Genomic DNA, 16,964 nt, shown 5'->3' on the forward strand with positions numbered 1-16,964 from the left:
CGCCCTCAGCGCGATCCGGTATCGACCGTGACCACAGTCGACAGGCCGGGCCGCAGGACGACTTTACCGCCCTGGTCGGCGTCGATGGTGATCCTGACCGGCACACGCTGCACGATCTTGGTGAAATTGCCGGTCGCATTCTGCGGGGGGATGACGCTGAAGATCGCTCCGGTGGCCGGCCCCAGGCTGGTGACATGGCCCTTGAGCGGCTGGTCGGGAGCGATATCGGCATAGACCGTCGCGGTCTGGCCGTCGGCCATCGCGCGCAGCTGGTCTTCCTTGAAATTGGCGTCGACCCACAGGCCCGAAGCAGGAACGATGGTCAGCAGATAGCTGCCCGGCGAGACATAGGTGCCGACCTGAGCCAGCCTATTGCCGACGATGCCGTCGATCGGAGAGCGGATTTCCGTGAAGCCGAGGTCGAGTTGCGCGGTGTCGAGATCCGCCTTGGCGGCCGCGGCTTCCGCGGTGGCTTCCGAAATCTGAGTGTTGAGGACGTCGAGCTGCTGTCTCGACGCCGCAAGCGCCGCCCGCGCGGCGGCGACAGATGCCTGCGCCTGGCCATCGGCCGCGGCGCTCTTCTGCGCATCCTGCTGCGAGCCGGTCTTGGCGCTGGCAAGAACCGCGTAGCGCTTGGCGTCCTGCGCGGTGAACGCCGCCGCGGCGCTCTTGGCCTCGAGGTCGGCGCTGGCCTGCTCGATCAGCGAGTTCTGCAGCGACACCTGGGCGCGCAGATTGTCGAGCGCCGACTGCTTCTGTTGCACCGATGCCCGCGCACGCTCCAATGCCGCCTTGAAGGGTCTGTCATCGATACGGATGATGGGTTGGCCGGCGGTGACATGCTGGTTGTCCTCGACAAGCACCTGGTCGATATGGCCTGCGACGCGCGGCGCCAGCGGCGTGACATTGCCGCCGACATAGGCATCATCGGTCGTCACCATGAAGCGGTTGGCCTGCCACCACTGGACGCCATACCATCCGGCGGCAGCGATCGCGATCAGCGCGGCGCCGGCCAGCAATGGCTTGCGACGCTTCCTGACCGGCTTCGGGACATCGACGGCCGTGGCCTGCAATTCGGCCGGGGAGAGAGCCTTGTTCATCTGCTTTTCGCCTCTTCCTGGCTCAGCTTGTTCTCGACCAGCGGCAGGCCCGAGCCCTCGCTGCTGAAGCGGTAGCGTTGCCGCATGCGGTCGCTGGCCTTAGGCCCGGTCGCCATGGTGAAGCCGCCGCTGTCGAGCTCCCTGCCTGTCTCGCGGTCGACCAGAACCGGATCGGCCCAGCGCCCGTCCGCCGTGTCCACCACGACAAGGCTCGGGCCTTCGGGCGCCAGATGCCTGTTGCCCCAGGCAAGCAGCGTAAGCAGCACCGGTCGGAAATCGCGGGCCTTGGCGGTCAGCACATATTCATGGCGAAGCGGCCGTTCGCAGTAAGCGCGCTTCTCGAACAGCCCGCGCTCGACCAGGCTGTTCAGCCGCCGGGTCAGGATGTTGGGCGCGATATCCAGGCTCTTCTGGAATTGATCGAAGCGCGTGAGGCCCTGGAACGCGTCGCGCAGCAACAGGATACTCCACCACTCGCCGACCTCATCGAGGCTGCGTGCGATGGGACATGGGCGCGTTTCGAAGCTTGTCCTGGCAACCATTCTCGCGACTCACTTTCAAGATGCAAGTCACAAATAGCGAAGTTAGTTGCATAATGCAAGTTACTCCTGAGGCGTGTCTCAGGGTCCGGCCGACACAAAGTCGTGAGCGGCGGCAACGAGTTGGGAAAGCGGCAGCCGGCGACGGCGGTCAGGGCAGCAGCACCACCTTGCCTATGGCACGGCGCTCCTCCAGCAATCGATGCGCCTCGCCTGCCTGATGCAGCGGAAAGCGGCCGCCGATCGCCACCTTCAGCCGGCCGCTGGACGCCAGCTCAAATAACTCGCCTAGACTTGCCCCGAGACTATCCGCGGACAAGAGCGGCAGCAGAGCAAACCCCCTGAGCGCTTGATTGCGGCCGATCATCGCTTCGAGGTCCGACGCCGACAATTGAAACCGGCCGAGCGCCGCGAACACCAGTTCGCCGCCGGGCGCCAGGGCGTCGAGAACCTGCTGGGTCAACGCACCGCCGACGGTGTCGTAGACGATTTCGGCGCCCAAGCCGTCGCTCGCTTCGCAGATTCGCGCCGGCCAGTCCGCCGCGCTGGAGTCGATCGCAACATCGGCACCGAGCGCGAGAACGAAATCGCGCTTGGCGGCCCCGCCGGCCAGCGCGACGACGCGACGCGCACCCTGCCCTTTGGCCAATTGGACCAGCAGCGAACCGACGCCTCCGGCGGCCGCGGGAACCAGCACCGTCCTGCCGGCCGGAGGACTTTGCCGCGTGAGATGCAAGGCGGTCAGCCCCTGCACCATCAGGGCGGCCGCATCTTCAAACGAAAGCGCATCCGGCAGCGGCACGATGAGGCCGGCGTCGATCGTCACATGGTCGGCATAGCCGCCGAATGGCCGGGCCGATCCGAACAGCGGCGCCGCCACGCGGCGTCCGAACAGGCCTGGATCGACACCCTCGCCGACCGCCTCGACCGTGCCGGCAACTTCGACGCCGGGGAATGCCGGCAGGGCTGGCGTGACCGCGTAGCGATCCGCGCGCATCAGCACTTCGAAGAAGTTGATGCCGGCCGCTTCCACCTTGACCAGAACCTCGCCGGCTGCCGCGACGGGCGTTGGCACGTCGACGACCTCCAGCACGTCCGGACCGCCGAAACGGTTGAACTGGATGGTTTTCATGGCAAGGCTCCGATCGCTATGGCACCGGCCGGTCTTTGCCACTATCTGCGCAGTCGCCGCTACACACGGATTCGTCCGCTGCACACCAGGAGGTGACCATGGCCCAAATCACCAAAGGACGCACGATCAAGCGACTGCCGATGCTTCCCGTAGAACGCGCGCTGAAGGTGATCTCGGGCCGCTGGAAAGTGGTGATCCTCTATTATCTCTTCGACGGTCCGCGCCGGCTGTCGGCGCTTAAAGCCCTGATACCCGGCGTCACCCAGAAGGTGCTGATCGACCAGTTGCGCGAGATGGAGGAGCACGGCCTGGTCAGCCGCAAGATCTTCGCGGAAATTCCGGCGCGCGTCGAATATTCAGCGACGCCGCTCGGCCTCAGCCTCGAGCCGATCCTGCTGGCGCTCTGCCGGTGGGGCCAGCACCATGCCGACGCGCTGGACGAGCGGGCGCATCTTGCCGACTGCATCATCAGGCCAAGGCAGGCCACCGAGGCTTCGGTAAACTAAAAAGGGGCGCAAGCGATGGCTCGGCGTAGGTCAGCCTGATCGCCAAGCACTGCCAAAAAGACGAGATACTGGAGCGCGAAGCAAAGGCGCCTAGTGCCTGCTGGCTGATCGGCTATTCTCGGACGAAGGTGTCGAGACTGGTGCCAAAGGCACGCCAGGTTCCTACCTGCTTGCGGGAAGCGGTTTCGCCCTCCTTACCGGTGATGATGCTGCCCGCCACCGTCAGCCACATCGTCGCCAGTTTGCCGTCCCGCAATATGCCGGTGTAGCTCACCGCGGCGGGGCCGGCCGTACCCTCGCCGGCGGCCGTTACTCCAATCACATCGCCATGCGCGATCCCATATATCGGCACCGTCCGTCCATAGAAGCTGCTGTCTTCGAGCGCAGTGCGAAACGTGCCTTCGATCCGGCCGCCCTCCTCGCCGGTTATTTCAAGGACGGACCCATACTGATTGCGCCATCTGCCAAGCCAAGGCATTACGCTGCTCCGTGACTAAACCGTCTTCACCGGATTCGGACTTGATCTAACGCGCCGTTCTAGGCGATCAAGTGACCGCTAAGACGTGGTCGGGACCAAGCAGGGCAGCGGCCACCGAGGCCTCGGTAAACTAAAAAGGGCGGCGCAAGCGCCGCCCTTCGGGAGGATGGTTAACGCAGGCTCTTTAAGCGGCCTGGGCTTCGCCGGTGATAGCGTCGGCGGCGCGCGCAGCCTTCAGCACCTTCGCCCACCAGGCGACGTCGTTGATCAGCGCGGCTGCGGCCTGGTTCAGATGCTCGATGTCCTCGAGCTTCTTCTCGCCCTGGCGGACCGCAAGGAAATCGCCCCAGGCGATATGGACGGCCGACTTGACGGGAGCCATCTGCAGCTCGACGGCGATCAGGCGGAGCTGTTCAACCGCGCGCGCGCCGCCGACCGAACCGTAGCCGACGAAGCCGGCCGGCTTCTTGTTCCATTCATTGGCGGCGTAATCGATGGCGTTCTTCAAAACACCGGTCGGCGCGTGATTGTATTCGGCGGCGGTGAAGATGAAGCCGTCGAACTCGGCGACCTTCTTCTGCCAGCGCTGCGCCACCTCGTTCTGCGATGGCGCCCAGGCGGAGGAAGCGACTTCGTCGAAGAAGGGCAGCGGCCAGTCGCGCAGGTCGACGATCTCGACGTCGATATCGGCATGCGACTTGGCGATCTTGGCGATCCACTGCGTCGGCACGTCGGCGAAGCGGGCGGCGCGCGTCGAACCGACGACGATGGCGATTTTGGGCTTGGACATAAGGGGCTCTCCTTGCGGGAATTTCTGGTATCGTTTGGATACCGGCGCTATATGTGATACTGACAAATCGGCGCGCAAGGAGGCACGTTTTTGTTACTGAGGCACCCGCATATCACCGAGGACTGCCGTGCCGTGTCGGAAATCCTGCAACGGGTCGGCGACAAATGGACCGTGCTCGTGGTCGGCAAGCTGGGCGACGGCGCGATGCGCTTCAACGAATTGCGCGCCGCCGTCGGCGGCATTTCGCAAAAGATGCTGACCACCACCCTGCGCGGACTGGAGCGCGACGGCTTCGTCACGCGAAAAGTGTTTCCGACCATTCCGCCACGTGTCGATTACGAGCTGACCGAACTCGGCCACGAGTTGCTCGTGCCGGTCGGTGCGCTCGGCGAATGGGCGCGCAAGAACACAAATCGGGTCCGCGAGGCGCGCGCGAAATTCGACAGCAGGCAAGGCTGAAACCGCTGTAATTCAAAGGTTTTTGAACCATTGGATGAGCCGAGCGACTCGGCGTCGGCCTGTCGTACTTTCCGGTTTTGGCCGGACCGGCCACGGCCCCGCGGTCAGCCAGGCAGGTGTCGCCGCGCAGCCGCCCTCGACAAAGAAGTCTGTTTTTAGCCGGCCACCGATCAGGCGCTTGGAGTGGTACCGCCGCAGCATACCGTCAAGCAATCCTCCGGCCGCGCGGCCTTCTTCTCGATCGCCTTCGGATCCCTCATGCAGGCGACGCGTGGAAGATCTTTGCTGACCTCCGTGTAGGCCGTTATGCCAAGCAGGCAGGCGAGAGCGATAAGGGCCGCCACGAGCCAGCCGTTCAGCATGTGTTGACGCATTGTTTTCCCCCTCGCGACCTCAAACTGGGGCGCGAAGGCAACCAATGGATGTCGCGAAGCGCATCTTCCGCGCGGGCGTTGTTACAAAGGGCGGGCTTGGGGGAATCGGAGCCTGTCAGCTCTCGGCCGGAACCGGCTTCGGCTTGCCCTCGCCATCGAGCGCCACCATGACGAAATCGGCATGGGTGACCTTTTCCATCAGGTCGGAAAGGTAGCGCTGCGCCCAGGCCTCGACCTTGAGCACCATGGAGGTGCGGCCGACGCGCTCGACATGGGTGTAGATGCAGAGCGTGTCGCCGATCTTCATCGGCTTGGCGAAAGACATTTCCTTCACCGCCGCGGTGACCACCCGCCCCTTGGCGCGCTCGGCGGCGCGGATACCGCAAGCAAGGTCCATCTGCGCCATCACCCAGCCGCCGAAAATGTCGCCGGCCGCATTGGCGTCGGACGGCATGGCAAGCGTCCTCAAGGTAAGATCGCCGAGGGGTTTTCCGTCCGCATAATGCACCATGGCGAAATCCTTACGAGGTCAGTTGCTGTTGCGTAGCAATGCGACCACGATGTCGCAAGCTCCGGCGAAAGCGAAATGCGCGTCAGCGCGCCGGTCGCTTTTTTCACAAGCCATGCCGGAAGGTCCGGCGACGACGTGAACCGGCAATGTCTAGGCTAGGTGCGGATTTCGGAGCGCGCCCGCTTATCATGCAGACTTATGATTTCATCGTCGTCGGCTCCGGCTCGGCCGGTTCGGTCGTTGCCGACAAATTGTCGGCTTCAGGCCGCTTCTCGGTGCTGGTGCTGGAAGCCGGCGGAACCGACCGACGCTTCTATGTCCAGATGCCGCTCGGCTACGGCAAGACTTTCTTCGATCCGGCCGTCAACTGGAATTACAAGGCCGAGCCGGACCCAGGTCTCGCCGGCAATGCCGACCATTGGCCGCGCGGCAAATTGCTCGGCGGCTCCAGCTCGATCAACGCCATGGTCTTCATCCGCGGCGCGCGCGAGGATTTCGACGCTTGGGCGGCTGCCGGCAATCCCGGCTGGAGCTATGACGACCTCCTGCCCTCCTTCAAGGCGATGGAGGATAATGCAGCCGGCGCCGACCAATGGCGCGGCGTCGGCGGACCCTTGCACGTCACCAATTGTTCGCGCGCGGTGCACCCGCTGACCAAGCGCTATCTCGCGGCTGCGCAGCAGGCCGGGCTGCCTTTCAATCCCGACTTCAACGGCGCCTCCCAGGAAGGCGTCGGCGTCTACCAGATCACGACCAAGAACGGCCGCCGCATGTCCGCTGCCCGAGCCTTCCTGCGGCCGGCGATGAAGCGCGGCAACGTTCGCGTCGAGACCAACGCGCTGGCGACAAGAATCCTGTTCGAGGGTAAGCGCGCCGTCGGCGTCGAATATGAGCAGAACGGCGAGCGGAAAACTGTCCGCGCCGGCCGCGAGGTGATCCTCTCCGGCGGCTCGATCAACTCGCCGCAATTGCTGCAGCTCTCCGGCGTAGGCCCCGCCGCGCTCCTCGGCGATCTCGGCATCCCGGTGGTCCATGCCAACGACAATGTCGGCGCCAATCTGCAGGACCATGTCGGCATCAACTATACCTTCAAGGGCAAGCTGCCGACGCTGAACCAGATCCTGCGGCCATGGTGGGGCAAGCTTCTGGTCGGCATGCAATACATCCTCTTGCGCTCCGGTCCGCTGTCGCTGTCGATGAACAATGCCGGCGGCTTCTTCCGCACCGATCCGTCGATGGCGCGGCCGAACATGCAGCTTTATTTCCAGGCCTTCTCGACCGTCATACCGAAGAGCGGCGAGCGTCCGATCCTGACGCCCGACCCATGGCCGGGCTTCTCGATCGGTCTCTCCAACTGCCGCCCTTCGAGCCGCGGCGAGATCATGATCCGTTCGAGGAATCCGCACGACTATCCGAGGATCAGGGCCAACGCCTATTCGACCAATGCCGATGTCGACGAGATGCTGGCGGCGGTGAAGTTCGTGCGCAGGATCGCGGCGATGCCGGCCATGGCCGAGATCATCGAGGAAGAGGTTTTGCCTGGTCCGTCAATCACTTCCGATGCCGATCTGATTCAGGATTTCAGGAAGCGTTCGGGTACGGTCTACCATCCCGTCTCGACCTGCCGCATGGGTCCGGACGCTTCGCGCGCCGTCGTCGACCCGCGGCTTCGGGTGCATGGGCTGGAGGGCCTGCGTGTCATCGACGCGTCGATTTTCCCCGACAACATCACGGGCAACACCAACGCCGCCTCGATCCTCACCGGATGGAAAGGCGCCGATCTGGTTCTGGAGGACCACAAATGAAAATCACCGACGTCAAGACCTGGGTTGTCGGCAACCCGCCGCCCGGCATCGGCGGCAAGTATTTCATCTTCGTCAAGCTCACCACCGACGGAGGCGTGGTCGGCTATGGCGAGGCCTACAACGCCACCTTCTCGGCGCATGTCACCGCCAGGATGATCGAGGACATGGCCGAACGCTATCTCGTCGGCCGCGATCCGCACGATATCGAGAACTTCTTCCGCCGCGCCTATTCCTCCGGCTTCACCCAGCGTCCCGACGTCTCCGGCATGGGCTGCTTCTCGGCGCTGGAAATGGCCTGCTGGGACATCATCGGCAAGGAGGCCGGCAAGCCGATCTACAAGCTGCTCGGCGGCCAGGTGCATGAGACGCTGCGCTCCTACACCTATCTCTATCCGCACACCGGCAGCGTCCATTCGGAGGACGCGCGCGGCCAGAATGTCTACAACGACCCCGGCATGGCCGCCGCCTGCGCGCTCGAATATGTCGAGCAGGGCTTCAACGCCGTGAAGCTCGACCCGGCCGGCCCTTACACCGCCTATGACGGCCACCAGCCGCGCTTGATCGACATCGACCTCTCGGCGCGCATGATCAAGGCGATCCGCGAGGCGGTCGGCAACAGGGCGGATATCCTGTTTGGTACGCATGGCCAGTTCACCGCCTCCGGGGCATTGCGTCTTGCCCGAGCCATCGAGCCTTACGACCCGCTTTGGTTCGAGGAGCCGGTGCCGCCGGATATGCCCGAGGTGATGGCTGAGGTCGCCCGCGGCACCTCGATCCCGATCGCCACCGGCGAGCGGCTGACGACCAAGTTCGAGTTCGCCCGCGTCATCGAGAACCGCGCCGCGACCATCCTGCAGCCCGATCTCGGCCGCTCCGGCGGTATACTGGAAACCAAGAAGATCGCCGCCATGGCCGAGGCCTATCACATCCAGGTGGCGCCGCATTGTTATTGCGGCCCGATCGTCGGCGCCGCAAACATCCAGCTCGCGGTGACGCTGCCCAACTTCCTCATCCTGGAATCGCTCAAGCAGTGGGACGGTTTTCACGAAAAACTGCTCAAGAAGAAGATCGAATGGCAGGACGGCAACGTCATCCCTTCGAAGGAGCCTGGCCTCGGCGTCGAGCTCGACGAGGCGGTCTGCGACGCGCATCCCTATAGCGGCAAGGACCTGCATCTGCAGATGATGCAGACGCCGCTGATGCCGTGAGCCTCGCTTACGCCTTCATCGGCCTTGGCCATCTTGGTGGTAACCTCGCCGCCGCCCTGCTGCGCAACGGCTTTGCCGTCACCGTCTTCGACCGCGATCCGGCGGCGGTCGAGCGCCTCGTCGCGCTCGGTGCCTCGGCGGCGGCGAGCCCGGCCGAAGCCGCCGCCCGGGCTGGCAATGCCATCTCATGCCTCCCCTCGCCGAAGGTCAGCGAAGCGGTGCTCGCCGGCCCGGACGGATTGCTCCAGGGCCTGCCGGCGGGCGGCGCCTGGATCGAGATGTCGACCAATGGCCGCGACGATATCCTGCGGCTGGCGGCCCTCGCCTCGGCCAAAGGCATCGAGACGCTTGAATGCCCGGTGACCGGCGGCGTGCATCTGGCCGCGGTGGGCAAGATCACCGCGCTCGTTGGCGGCGACGCCGCGCTCTATGAGCGGCACCGCCCGGCCTTAGAGGCGATGTGCGCGAAGTCCTTCCTGATGGGTCCCGTCGGCGCGGCGGCGGTGATCAAGGTCATCACCAACATGCTCGCCTTCATCCATCTCGTCGCCGCGGGCGAAGCGCTGATGCTCGCCAAGCAAGGCGGGCTCGACCTCGCGCAAGCCTATCACGCCATTGTCGCCTCTTCCGGCAACAGCTTCGTCCACGAAACCGAAAGCCAGCTCGTGCTCAACGGCTCCTACGACATCGGCTTCACCATGGACCTGGCGCTGAAGGACCTTGGCTTCGCGCTCGCCATGGGCCGGGATTTCGGTGCGCCGCTCGATCTGGCAACACGCGTCAACGCGATCTTCGAGGAGGGCAAGCGCGCCTATGGCGGCGATGCCTGGTCGACCAAGATCGTCAAGCTGCTCGAGGATGCGGTCGGCACGGAGCTCCGCGCCCCGGGCTTTCCGGCCAGGCTCTAATTTTGACAGCAGGCTGAAGCCGAAGGTTACATCCATTCGACGCCTGCCGGCTTTTCGGGAGGTCGGCTTGTACCTATGCCTGCATCGCGATCACGCCTGACGCGGCACTATCTGGCCTGCTACAGTGTCTCAAGGCGGCAACTCGTGGGTTTAGGGGTTTAGCGGTGGAATCGCACGGAAGGAGAAAAACTCTACTCGCGTTTCTGCTCCTGCTCGGACTTGGCGGCATCCTATGCGGGGAGACGCGAGCCAATTCTTCCGCTCACCTCAAGGACTTGCGGAAGCTGGAGGGGATGTATTGGCATAACTTCAGCAACGGCCTTGTGGACGGCACGAAGTATGAGTCCACAAATGTTCTTGAGCTGGTCCGGTACGACAAGGATTCGTTGTATTTCAGGGCATCATTGCAGTTCTACAATGGTCACAGCTGTTCCATCTACGGCATAGCCGAGCGGAACGGAGCGCAACTCACCTATTATGACACGACCTACGGCAACGGCTGCGTTCTGCATGTCGTTCCGACGTCCAAGGGCATCAGCCTGGATGACCCGACCGGTCAATGCCGGGCAATGAGTTGTGGCGAAAGGGGTGGTTACGGCGGCGAGAACTTTTCGCCTAAGCACAAGAAGAAAATCACCTACATGGCCAGACTGAAAAGCTCCACGCAGTATCAAAAAGCGGTTGTGGACTATGAGAGGGTGAAAACTGCCAAGGCGCACGGCATCGCCCCTCAGTGGTCAAACGCCAAGGCCATGCTTGGCACCTATGCCTTTTGGGGGAATGTGGAAGGCGTGAGGCAAGCTCTGATCCAGGGAGCGGACTTCGAAGTAAATGATGGGCAAAGATGGGGGCCGGTATCGGGCGCCGGCTATAGGCGGGACATCGAAATAACCCAGCTCATGCTAGATCATGGAATGGATATCAACAGAGTAGAGAACGGAAAGACGCTGCTCGCCAACGCCTCTTGCAACGACCCGGGCCAGCCGAACGGCGACCAGCAGTTTGCCTACATAAAATGGTTGCTTGAGAAGGGGGCTAATCCCGACATTCCGGACAGCGACGGAGAAAGGCCCGTCGATATAGCCGTTCGGACAAAGGCCGATCAGCGCATTGTCGAACTGCTGAAGACCAAGACCGAACGCTAGAGCATTTCACCGTTTCACGGAAACGGTGAAATGCTCTAGCTCCTTGTTTTTACGCAATTCCGGGCGGAAAACCGCTCACACTTTTCCTGGAATTGCTCTAGATCGGCCGCAACATCAACACCTCAGCGTCAGCGCGCCGGGGAGGATCTCGAACGTCGCCGGAATCCGGCCAGGCGACTCGCCGTCTATATCGACCAGCGCGCCATTCTTCTCGACATCGCCCAGCGGCTCGACCAGCACCTTGCGCCCACGCAGGATGGTGATTGCCGGATGGTTGCGGTGGCGGCCGCCATAGAGCAGCCGGATGTCTCTTATCAGTCCGATCTTGTTCGCGGCCCGCACGATGACGATGTCGAATTGTCCGTCCGACAGCTCGGCGTCCGGCGCGATCATCATGCCGCCGCCGAAGAATTTGCCGTTGGCGACCGCCACCAGCGCCATGCGCGCCTCGACCGGCTCGCCATCGTCGATGGTGATCCTCACGTCCTGGAAGCGGTAGCGGACGAATTCGAGCACCGTGCGCCAGAAGAACAGCGCCTTGGTCGAGACCCTGCCCTTGCGCTTGTCGGCATTGACGGCGCGATCCGTCGCGCCGGACAGGCCGAGGCTGGCGATGTTGATGAAGTGGCGGCTGGCCAGCTTGCCATGATCGTCGATGTAGCAGACCCGCCCGGCGTCGACTTTCCGCGCCTTGGCATCGGCGATCAGTTTCAGCGTGGCGTCGATGCCGCGCGGCAAGCCGAGCCCGCGCGCGAAATCGATGCCGGCGCCGCATGGCAGAAGCCCGAGCTCGCTCGTCCTTCCGATCTCGTCCCGCGCCTGCAGCAGCCCGTCGGCCACCTCGCTGGCGGTGCCGTCGCCGCCAGCCGCGATCACCAGTTCGCATCCGCCGGCGGCGAGGTCGATCGCCAGCCGCTCGGCGTCGCCGGCGGCTTGCGTCTCACGCAGGTCGAAACCGCCGAAATTGGCCTTGAGCGACGCCGCCGCCTCGGCCCAGCGCCGCTTGAGCCGGCCGCCGCCGGCTATCGGATTGAGAACCACCCCGACCTTCAAACCGACCTCCCCCGAGGCACGTCGCGTAAAATGCGCGGCGGAACCTGCTGGCGCCCAAAGTCTCTTGCCGACGCATATCCTTTTGCCGGCATTGAAACGCGGACGGATCGGCGGAGCAAGGCTCCAACATCCAAGGTCGCTAAAAAGCGGGGCAGGCTGTCTAAGGGGTTCGGCCGCCGAATTCCCGGGCTTTTGCCGGCGGTCCCCGATAATCCCGCTATCCACAGGGCCACGGGCATTCCCCGAACCGCTTACCCGGCGTAGATTCAACCCATCTCAGGCGGCCACTGAACGCCCCAGCCGAAAGGCAAAAGCGCAAGGCGGATTTCCTGAGGCCCGTACGGCCCGAAACGAAAGCAGGTTCGCTTGCAGGAGGGACGGATGCCGAGACCTACGGGTGCCGCGGAAAGCGTGCCAACGCCGACGGCGGACCGATGCTGCCATGAAGGCCGGGAAAAACCTTCGATGGCACGCTGGCGAAGCTCGCAAGGGTGGAGATCGGCGTGGTCTGGAACGGGCGCTGCCCTCGGGTGGCGACTGGCAGGACCGTCAAAATCAAGGCCGGCCTGGCGCGACGACTTTACGGAAGTTGCTGCCTTAACCGGTTCCTGATCTGACAGGGAGGCGCTGGGAGAAATCCCAGCGCCGACTGTCTTTTTGGGGGTAACCAAGCCTGCCTGAGGCATTTCGGTCACAGTCACCGTCCAGGCAACCTTCGGAAATGTCCCGTCATCCACATTTCACAATCGCGGCCAAATCCCGCCTTGTTCGGCATGGATTGATGCAAGTGGGGAAAGGGAGCGATTTCGAAGGGACAAGACCGTGATCAAGACCGCCCTTGTCGCCATGACCATCGTCGGCTGCGACTGCGACGCGAAGCTCTGCGAATATATCGGCGAGACGCCGGCCAAATGGGCGACGATCGCCGACTGCGAAGCGGCGATGAAGAGCCAGATGCTGCATCAGCGCAATTTCAACTATCCGCTGGTTTCAGGCATCTGCCGCGTCAAGGGCTCGGCCTCTTCCTCCGAGCTTGCCGCGAAAGCCTCCCGGCCGGATCTGACGCCCAGGAATCGCGTCGTCGAAACCATCGCCCCGCTGCCGCCCGAGCTCGACCATCGCCCGAGCGTCCCGGTCGGCGGAACGGTAACCGCGGGCGAAACGGAATCGGCGAAGCCGGTCGCCTTCGACAGATCGGTCGATGGCGGGCGCGCGGTGCTTTACCGCACCAAGGCCGGCTATGCCGTGGTCAAGACCGATCTCAGCCGCGCCGCCGGCGCGACGGTGGACGCGGCGAAGCGCTCGGCAAGCTGGCTTGCCGGATTGACAGGTCTTTGATCCGGCTCGAGGCGTGTTGAGATTCAGGTCAGGCCGAGCCGAGCGTGGTGGCTTTCGAGAACCGGAGCGGAGCGTGTACGTGAGCGCCGGGAGCGGAGGAAGCGGCCTTTGGCAGGCCGGCCTCACCTGAATATCGACACGCCTCACAGTTTGATCTTCAGGGTCTCCCAGAACTTGTCGATCAGCGGCTGCTCGGTCGCATTGTCCTGATCGCCGATGCGCGTGATGAAGAGCAGCCCCTGATCGGCGGTGCCGAAGCCGACGATTTCGAAATCCGCCCTGTCGGTGCGCGTCTTCACGGTGGCCTTGAGGCCCGTCAGTTCCTTGCCGTCGGCGAGCTTGCGGCTCGTCGGCTGCTGCGCCAGCCGTCCGCCGGCCTGGATCGTTTCCTTGGTCATCTCCTGCAGCATCAGCTGGTTGAGGGAGACCGGGTTCATCTTGTCGTATTTCTGCACCACGACGAGGGTGCCGAGCGCCGAAGCCATGAGGTACTGGGCGATGCCGTCGCCGAGATCGGTCTTGGTGACAGAATAATCGCTTGGATGGACGAAGGAGAATGTGCCGCCGGAGAAGGTAACGAAGTCATTGTGCTCGAGCCTTACCTTGCTGGTCTTGCCGCTGGGAAGCTTCACGTCGATATCCTCGCCGGGATCGATGTCGACGGTCACGCCGTCGATGGTCAGCTTGAAGGCCTTCGGGTCCTCGGCACGGGCAAGTCCGGCGCAAAGCATGATCGCGGCGAACGCCGCAGCCGCCAATCTCAGTCGCATGTCCTGTACTCTCCGCGCAGTTCTGGTTACCGCGTTCGATAGCGGCCTCGTTTCAGCAGCCCAAGCGCTCCGTTATCATTGTCCGATGACAATTGGCGTGGGCCAGTTCTTGATTGATAAAGCCGACACGTTGCCCGAAGATAATGCGCGAGGATATTGGCCTTGACCGGGGGGGTCATGACAAGTGCCGTTCGTATCGCGCTATGCCTGCTGCTGGCGCTCGCTCCCTTGCATGCTCGCGCGCAAAGCGACGACAAGGCGATGATGATCGCCTCCGACGACGCCGAGATGGCGGCGGCGATCGAGAAGGCGCGGTCGAGCCTCGATGAATTCCTGGCTTTGTCCGACACTCCGCCGCCGGGTACCGGCAAGTTCAAGCTCAAGGTGATGATCGCCGATGGAGATGCGACGGAGCATTTCTGGGTCATCCCTTTCAAGCGGACCGAGACGGGCTTCGTCGGCACATTGGCGAACGAGCCGGAAATCGTCCGCAATGTCGTCCTCGGCCAGAACATCGAATTCACCCGGGACGATATTTCCGATTGGGGCTACACCAAAAACGGTCATCAGGTCGGCAGCTTCACCGTCTGCGTAATGCTCAAGAAGATGTCGAAGGAAGAGGCCGACTATATGCGCACCCAATACGGCTTCGACTGCTGAAGCCTATGTGGCAACCTCGTCCCTCGCGCCGATCTTGCGCACCAGCGCTGCCGTTGCCAGCATCGCGCCGAGATCGGCGATCATCGGCGCGACATGCGCGTTGTAATCGATCGGCTGCGCAATATCCGGAAGCTCGAAGAAGTTCTTCGACCGCGGCATCAACAGAAAGCCGTCGCTGCCGCTGAGCGCGACCCGCGCCTGGTCGTAGGGCCATGTCTCGCGCAGCCAGGTCAGCGCCTGCGCCATCCGGCCGGTCACCAGCGGCCGCGCCGCCTCGACATTGTCGGTGCGGAATTCATAAGTGTCGTCGAGGTCTTCGACGCCGGAAGACAGCTCCTGCATCTTTGAGGCGAACATGCCGCGGAAGAAATGCGCCACCTTGCCCGCCTTGCGCGCCGCAACCAGCGTTCCCGGGAACGGCTCGATGGTCTCGAAGGCCACGATGACGCCTTTGAAGGCGATCGTCTCGCTCTTGCCGGATCCTTCCCAGAGTTTCGCCTCGTAAAGCTCGAACGGAAAATCCTCGTAACGCCCGGAAATGACGTCGTCGAAGCTCTGCCGGTTGAAGGCGCCGACCGTTTCGCGCGGCATTCTGTCGAAGGAGTTTGGCCGCGCGCCATGCTGGTAGCGCACGTCGCGCACGAAGCCGAAGATCATCGGCAGCAGCGTGTCGCGGAAGGATTGCTGCAGCCGCGTCGCCGGCCTTAGCGCCCGGAAATAGACGAGCATCGCGGCGACCATGCCGCCGAGATAGAGAAAGACATGCGGCGTCGAGAGCCATTGTTCGTGGGGATCGGCGGCGGCGTTGAACAGCCAGGCTGTCAGCGCGACGAAGACGACGACCAGGCCGACGAACACCGGCACCCGCCAGCGGACCTGTCTCTGGGCCGACGCCCGTTTCGCCTCATAATCCTCGATGCCGCGCCTGATGCCCGCGATCACCGCCTCGCTCGGCATGAAATCCGCTGCTTCCATGGCCCCCCCCCGGCCGCCGCTGAGATGGGCGCATGATAGCGCTTTTCACGCGAAAGTCGCCTGCGCTTGCGACGGTCGGCGGCTATGTCTCCGAGGCGGGATAGATTGCCTCCAGCCGGGCCGCGGCCCGCTGCTTGAGCGCGCCGTCCAGAGCCTCGGCCGGCACCAGCCGTTCATGGCCTTTATCGGCGAAGCGCATGAAGAAATGCATCTTGTAGGCGGCGATCATGCCGCGCGTGGCCGGATCGGTGCTGACATCGACAACGAAAATGGAGCCGACACGTGCCGGCCACGGCAGCCTGGCAAAGGCTGTGCCGAGAAAATCGCCAAGGCCGTAGGCGATCGCGCTGCCGCCGATGCGCTCGATGGGCTGCACGACATGTGCGTGATGCCCGACGACCAGCCGGACGCCGTGATCCGTCAGCCGCCTCGCCAGCGCCCGGGTCGCAGGCCGTGGAAAATGCCGGAACTCCCAGTCCCAATGCGGCACCGCGCAAGTGAGGTCGATGCCGGAAACGGTGTCGCTCGGCCATTCGGCGGCACGCATCGAGATGCGTTCTTCGAACGGCGCGGCATCCGTGTTGCGCCAGAGCGTGAAGGCCGCGAGCCCGATCGTCAACGATCCGGCCGCATGACGCTGGACAGGTCCGCCGGCAAGCGTGCCGATGGTGCGGATCCCGAGCCGGTTCAGCGCCGCAAGCGTTTCCTCGAAACCGGCGATGCCCTGATCGAGCACATGGTTGTTGGCTAGGGACAGCACCAGCCTGTCGCGCGCGATGCCGGCGGCCGCGAGCGCATCGGCCAGGAAACGCTCGCTCATCGCGTGATGCGTGCCGAGCCGCGTGCCCATCGCCGCATGTGCGCGCTCGACGATCGGGCTTTCGCAATTGCCGACCACGAGATCGGCGGAGGAAAGCAGCGTCGTGATCGCCGGATCGCATTCCGGCGCATCGCGGTTGGCGACCGCGGAGATGTCGCCGACGAAGGCCAGCCGCACCCTCCGCACAGGCTGCGGATCGAGCAACATCGCCGCAGGTGCCGCGAAACCGTTGCGGTCGCCGGCAAGCGACGGTCTCAGCAGGCGCGGCAGCCACGACAATTTGTAGGCAAGCGGATAGTTCGACACGGGTCCATCCATTTTCGCCCTGTGTAGACTGTCTGGCGGGCCGGTTGAAGCGGCTCCCCCGCGATCTTGCGGCGGGCTCTCGGGCCG

Annotated in this window: 18 protein-coding genes; 8 read left to right on the plus strand and 10 right to left on the minus strand. The window is 63.8% G+C overall.

Annotated elements, in window-relative coordinates; genetic code table 11:
• Window positions 1–5: 5 nt before the first annotated feature.
• From MJ8_RS25125 to MJ8_RS25135, 3 genes are all read right to left on the minus strand, one after another.
• The gene (locus tag MJ8_RS25125; protein WP_201411353.1) at window positions 6–1,100 is read right to left on the minus strand and encodes an HlyD family secretion protein; all 1,095 of its coding nucleotides are present in this window, start codon (window positions 1,098–1,100) and stop codon (window positions 6–8) included.
• Window positions 1,097–1,642 (minus strand): winged helix-turn-helix transcriptional regulator, encoded by a 546-nt coding sequence (locus MJ8_RS25130; protein ID WP_201411354.1) that lies wholly within the window; start codon window positions 1,640–1,642, stop codon window positions 1,097–1,099. Before MJ8_RS25130 ends, MJ8_RS25125 begins: the two co-directional genes overlap by 4 nt.
• Window positions 1,643–1,790: 148 nt before the next feature.
• Entirely contained in the window at window positions 1,791–2,771 is a 981-nt protein-coding gene (locus tag MJ8_RS25135; RefSeq protein ID WP_201411355.1) for a quinone oxidoreductase family protein, read from the minus strand.
• Window positions 2,772–2,869: 98 nt separating this feature from the next.
• Between MJ8_RS25135 and MJ8_RS32590 the strand changes: the two genes are divergently transcribed.
• Window positions 2,870–3,277, plus strand: a complete 408-nt coding sequence (locus MJ8_RS32590) for a winged helix-turn-helix transcriptional regulator (protein WP_201411356.1) — start codon at window positions 2,870–2,872, stop codon at window positions 3,275–3,277.
• Between the two features lie 112 nt (window positions 3,278–3,389).
• On the opposite strand, the gene MJ8_RS25145 is transcribed toward MJ8_RS32590, so the two are convergent.
• Window positions 3,390–3,755: an avidin/streptavidin family protein gene (locus MJ8_RS25145; RefSeq protein WP_201411357.1), complete on the minus strand. Its 366-nt coding sequence runs from the start codon at window positions 3,753–3,755 to the stop codon at window positions 3,390–3,392.
• Window positions 3,756–3,939: 184 nt separating this feature from the next.
• Window positions 3,940–4,545, minus strand: a complete 606-nt coding sequence (locus MJ8_RS25150) for an NADPH-dependent FMN reductase (RefSeq protein WP_201411358.1) — start codon at window positions 4,543–4,545, stop codon at window positions 3,940–3,942.
• A 90-nt stretch (window positions 4,546–4,635) separates the two neighbouring features.
• On the opposite strand from MJ8_RS25150, the gene MJ8_RS25155 reads away from it, so the two are divergent.
• On the plus strand, window positions 4,636–5,004 hold the full coding sequence (locus MJ8_RS25155) for a winged helix-turn-helix transcriptional regulator (RefSeq protein ID WP_140754492.1): 369 nt from the start codon (window positions 4,636–4,638) through the stop codon (window positions 5,002–5,004).
• Window positions 5,005–5,493: 489 nt separating this feature from the next.
• On the opposite strand, the gene MJ8_RS25160 is transcribed toward MJ8_RS25155, so the two are convergent.
• Window positions 5,494–5,889, minus strand: coding sequence for an acyl-CoA thioesterase (locus tag MJ8_RS25160; RefSeq protein WP_042646168.1), 396 nt, complete (start codon window positions 5,887–5,889; stop codon window positions 5,494–5,496).
• 188 nt (window positions 5,890–6,077) lie between these two features.
• On the opposite strand from MJ8_RS25160, the gene MJ8_RS25165 reads away from it, so the two are divergent.
• The 4 genes from MJ8_RS25165 to MJ8_RS25180 all read left to right on the plus strand — a co-directional run bounded on the left by MJ8_RS25165 (window position 6,078) and on the right by MJ8_RS25180 (window position 10,955).
• Window positions 6,078–7,694 carry a GMC family oxidoreductase gene (locus MJ8_RS25165; protein ID WP_201411359.1) on the plus strand — a complete coding sequence of 539 codons (1,617 nt, stop codon included), beginning with the start codon at window positions 6,078–6,080 and terminating at the stop codon, window positions 7,692–7,694.
• On the plus strand, window positions 7,691–8,902 hold the full coding sequence (locus tag MJ8_RS25170) for a mandelate racemase/muconate lactonizing enzyme family protein (protein ID WP_201411360.1): 1,212 nt from the start codon (window positions 7,691–7,693) through the stop codon (window positions 8,900–8,902). The genes MJ8_RS25165 and MJ8_RS25170 overlap by 4 nt, the downstream gene beginning before the upstream one ends.
• Entirely contained in the window at window positions 8,899–9,810 is a 912-nt protein-coding gene (locus tag MJ8_RS25175) for an NAD(P)-dependent oxidoreductase (protein ID WP_201411361.1), read from the plus strand. Before MJ8_RS25170 ends, MJ8_RS25175 begins: the two co-directional genes overlap by 4 nt.
• A 164-nt stretch (window positions 9,811–9,974) precedes the next feature.
• Window positions 9,975–10,955 (plus strand): ankyrin repeat domain-containing protein, encoded by a 981-nt coding sequence (locus tag MJ8_RS25180; RefSeq protein WP_201411362.1) that lies wholly within the window; start codon window positions 9,975–9,977, stop codon window positions 10,953–10,955.
• A 114-nt stretch (window positions 10,956–11,069) separates the two neighbouring features.
• Here MJ8_RS25180 and MJ8_RS25185 read toward each other — a convergent pair whose 3' ends face one another.
• Entirely contained in the window at window positions 11,070–12,008 is a 939-nt protein-coding gene (locus tag MJ8_RS25185) for a diacylglycerol/lipid kinase family protein (protein ID WP_201411363.1), read from the minus strand.
• An 822-nt stretch (window positions 12,009–12,830) separates the two neighbouring features.
• On the opposite strand from MJ8_RS25185, the gene MJ8_RS25190 reads away from it, so the two are divergent.
• Entirely contained in the window at window positions 12,831–13,346 is a 516-nt protein-coding gene (locus MJ8_RS25190; RefSeq protein ID WP_201411364.1) for a hypothetical protein, read from the plus strand.
• A 143-nt stretch (window positions 13,347–13,489) separates the two neighbouring features.
• Here the strand turns inward: MJ8_RS25190 and MJ8_RS25195 are convergent, their stop codons facing one another.
• Complete coding sequence (locus MJ8_RS25195; protein ID WP_201411365.1) at window positions 13,490–14,116, minus strand: hypothetical protein; 627 nt, start codon at window positions 14,114–14,116, stop codon at window positions 13,490–13,492.
• Window positions 14,117–14,293: 177 nt separating this feature from the next.
• Here MJ8_RS25195 and MJ8_RS25200 point away from each other — a divergent pair, with 177 nt between their 5' ends.
• Window positions 14,294–14,776: a YegJ family protein gene (locus MJ8_RS25200; RefSeq protein ID WP_201411366.1), complete on the plus strand. Its 483-nt coding sequence runs from the start codon at window positions 14,294–14,296 to the stop codon at window positions 14,774–14,776.
• A gap of 3 nt (window positions 14,777–14,779) precedes the next feature.
• On the opposite strand, the gene MJ8_RS25205 is transcribed toward MJ8_RS25200, so the two are convergent.
• Entirely contained in the window at window positions 14,780–15,751 is a 972-nt protein-coding gene (locus tag MJ8_RS25205; RefSeq protein ID WP_201411367.1) for a DUF3137 domain-containing protein, read from the minus strand.
• 82 nt (window positions 15,752–15,833) lie between these two features.
• Entirely contained in the window at window positions 15,834–16,877 is a 1,044-nt protein-coding gene (locus tag MJ8_RS25210) for a CapA family protein (RefSeq protein ID WP_201411368.1), read from the minus strand.
• Window positions 16,878–16,964 lie beyond the last annotated feature (87 nt).

The sequence above is a fragment of the Mesorhizobium sp. J8 genome (assembly GCF_016591715.1).
Lineage (GTDB): Bacteria > Pseudomonadota > Alphaproteobacteria > Rhizobiales > Rhizobiaceae > Mesorhizobium.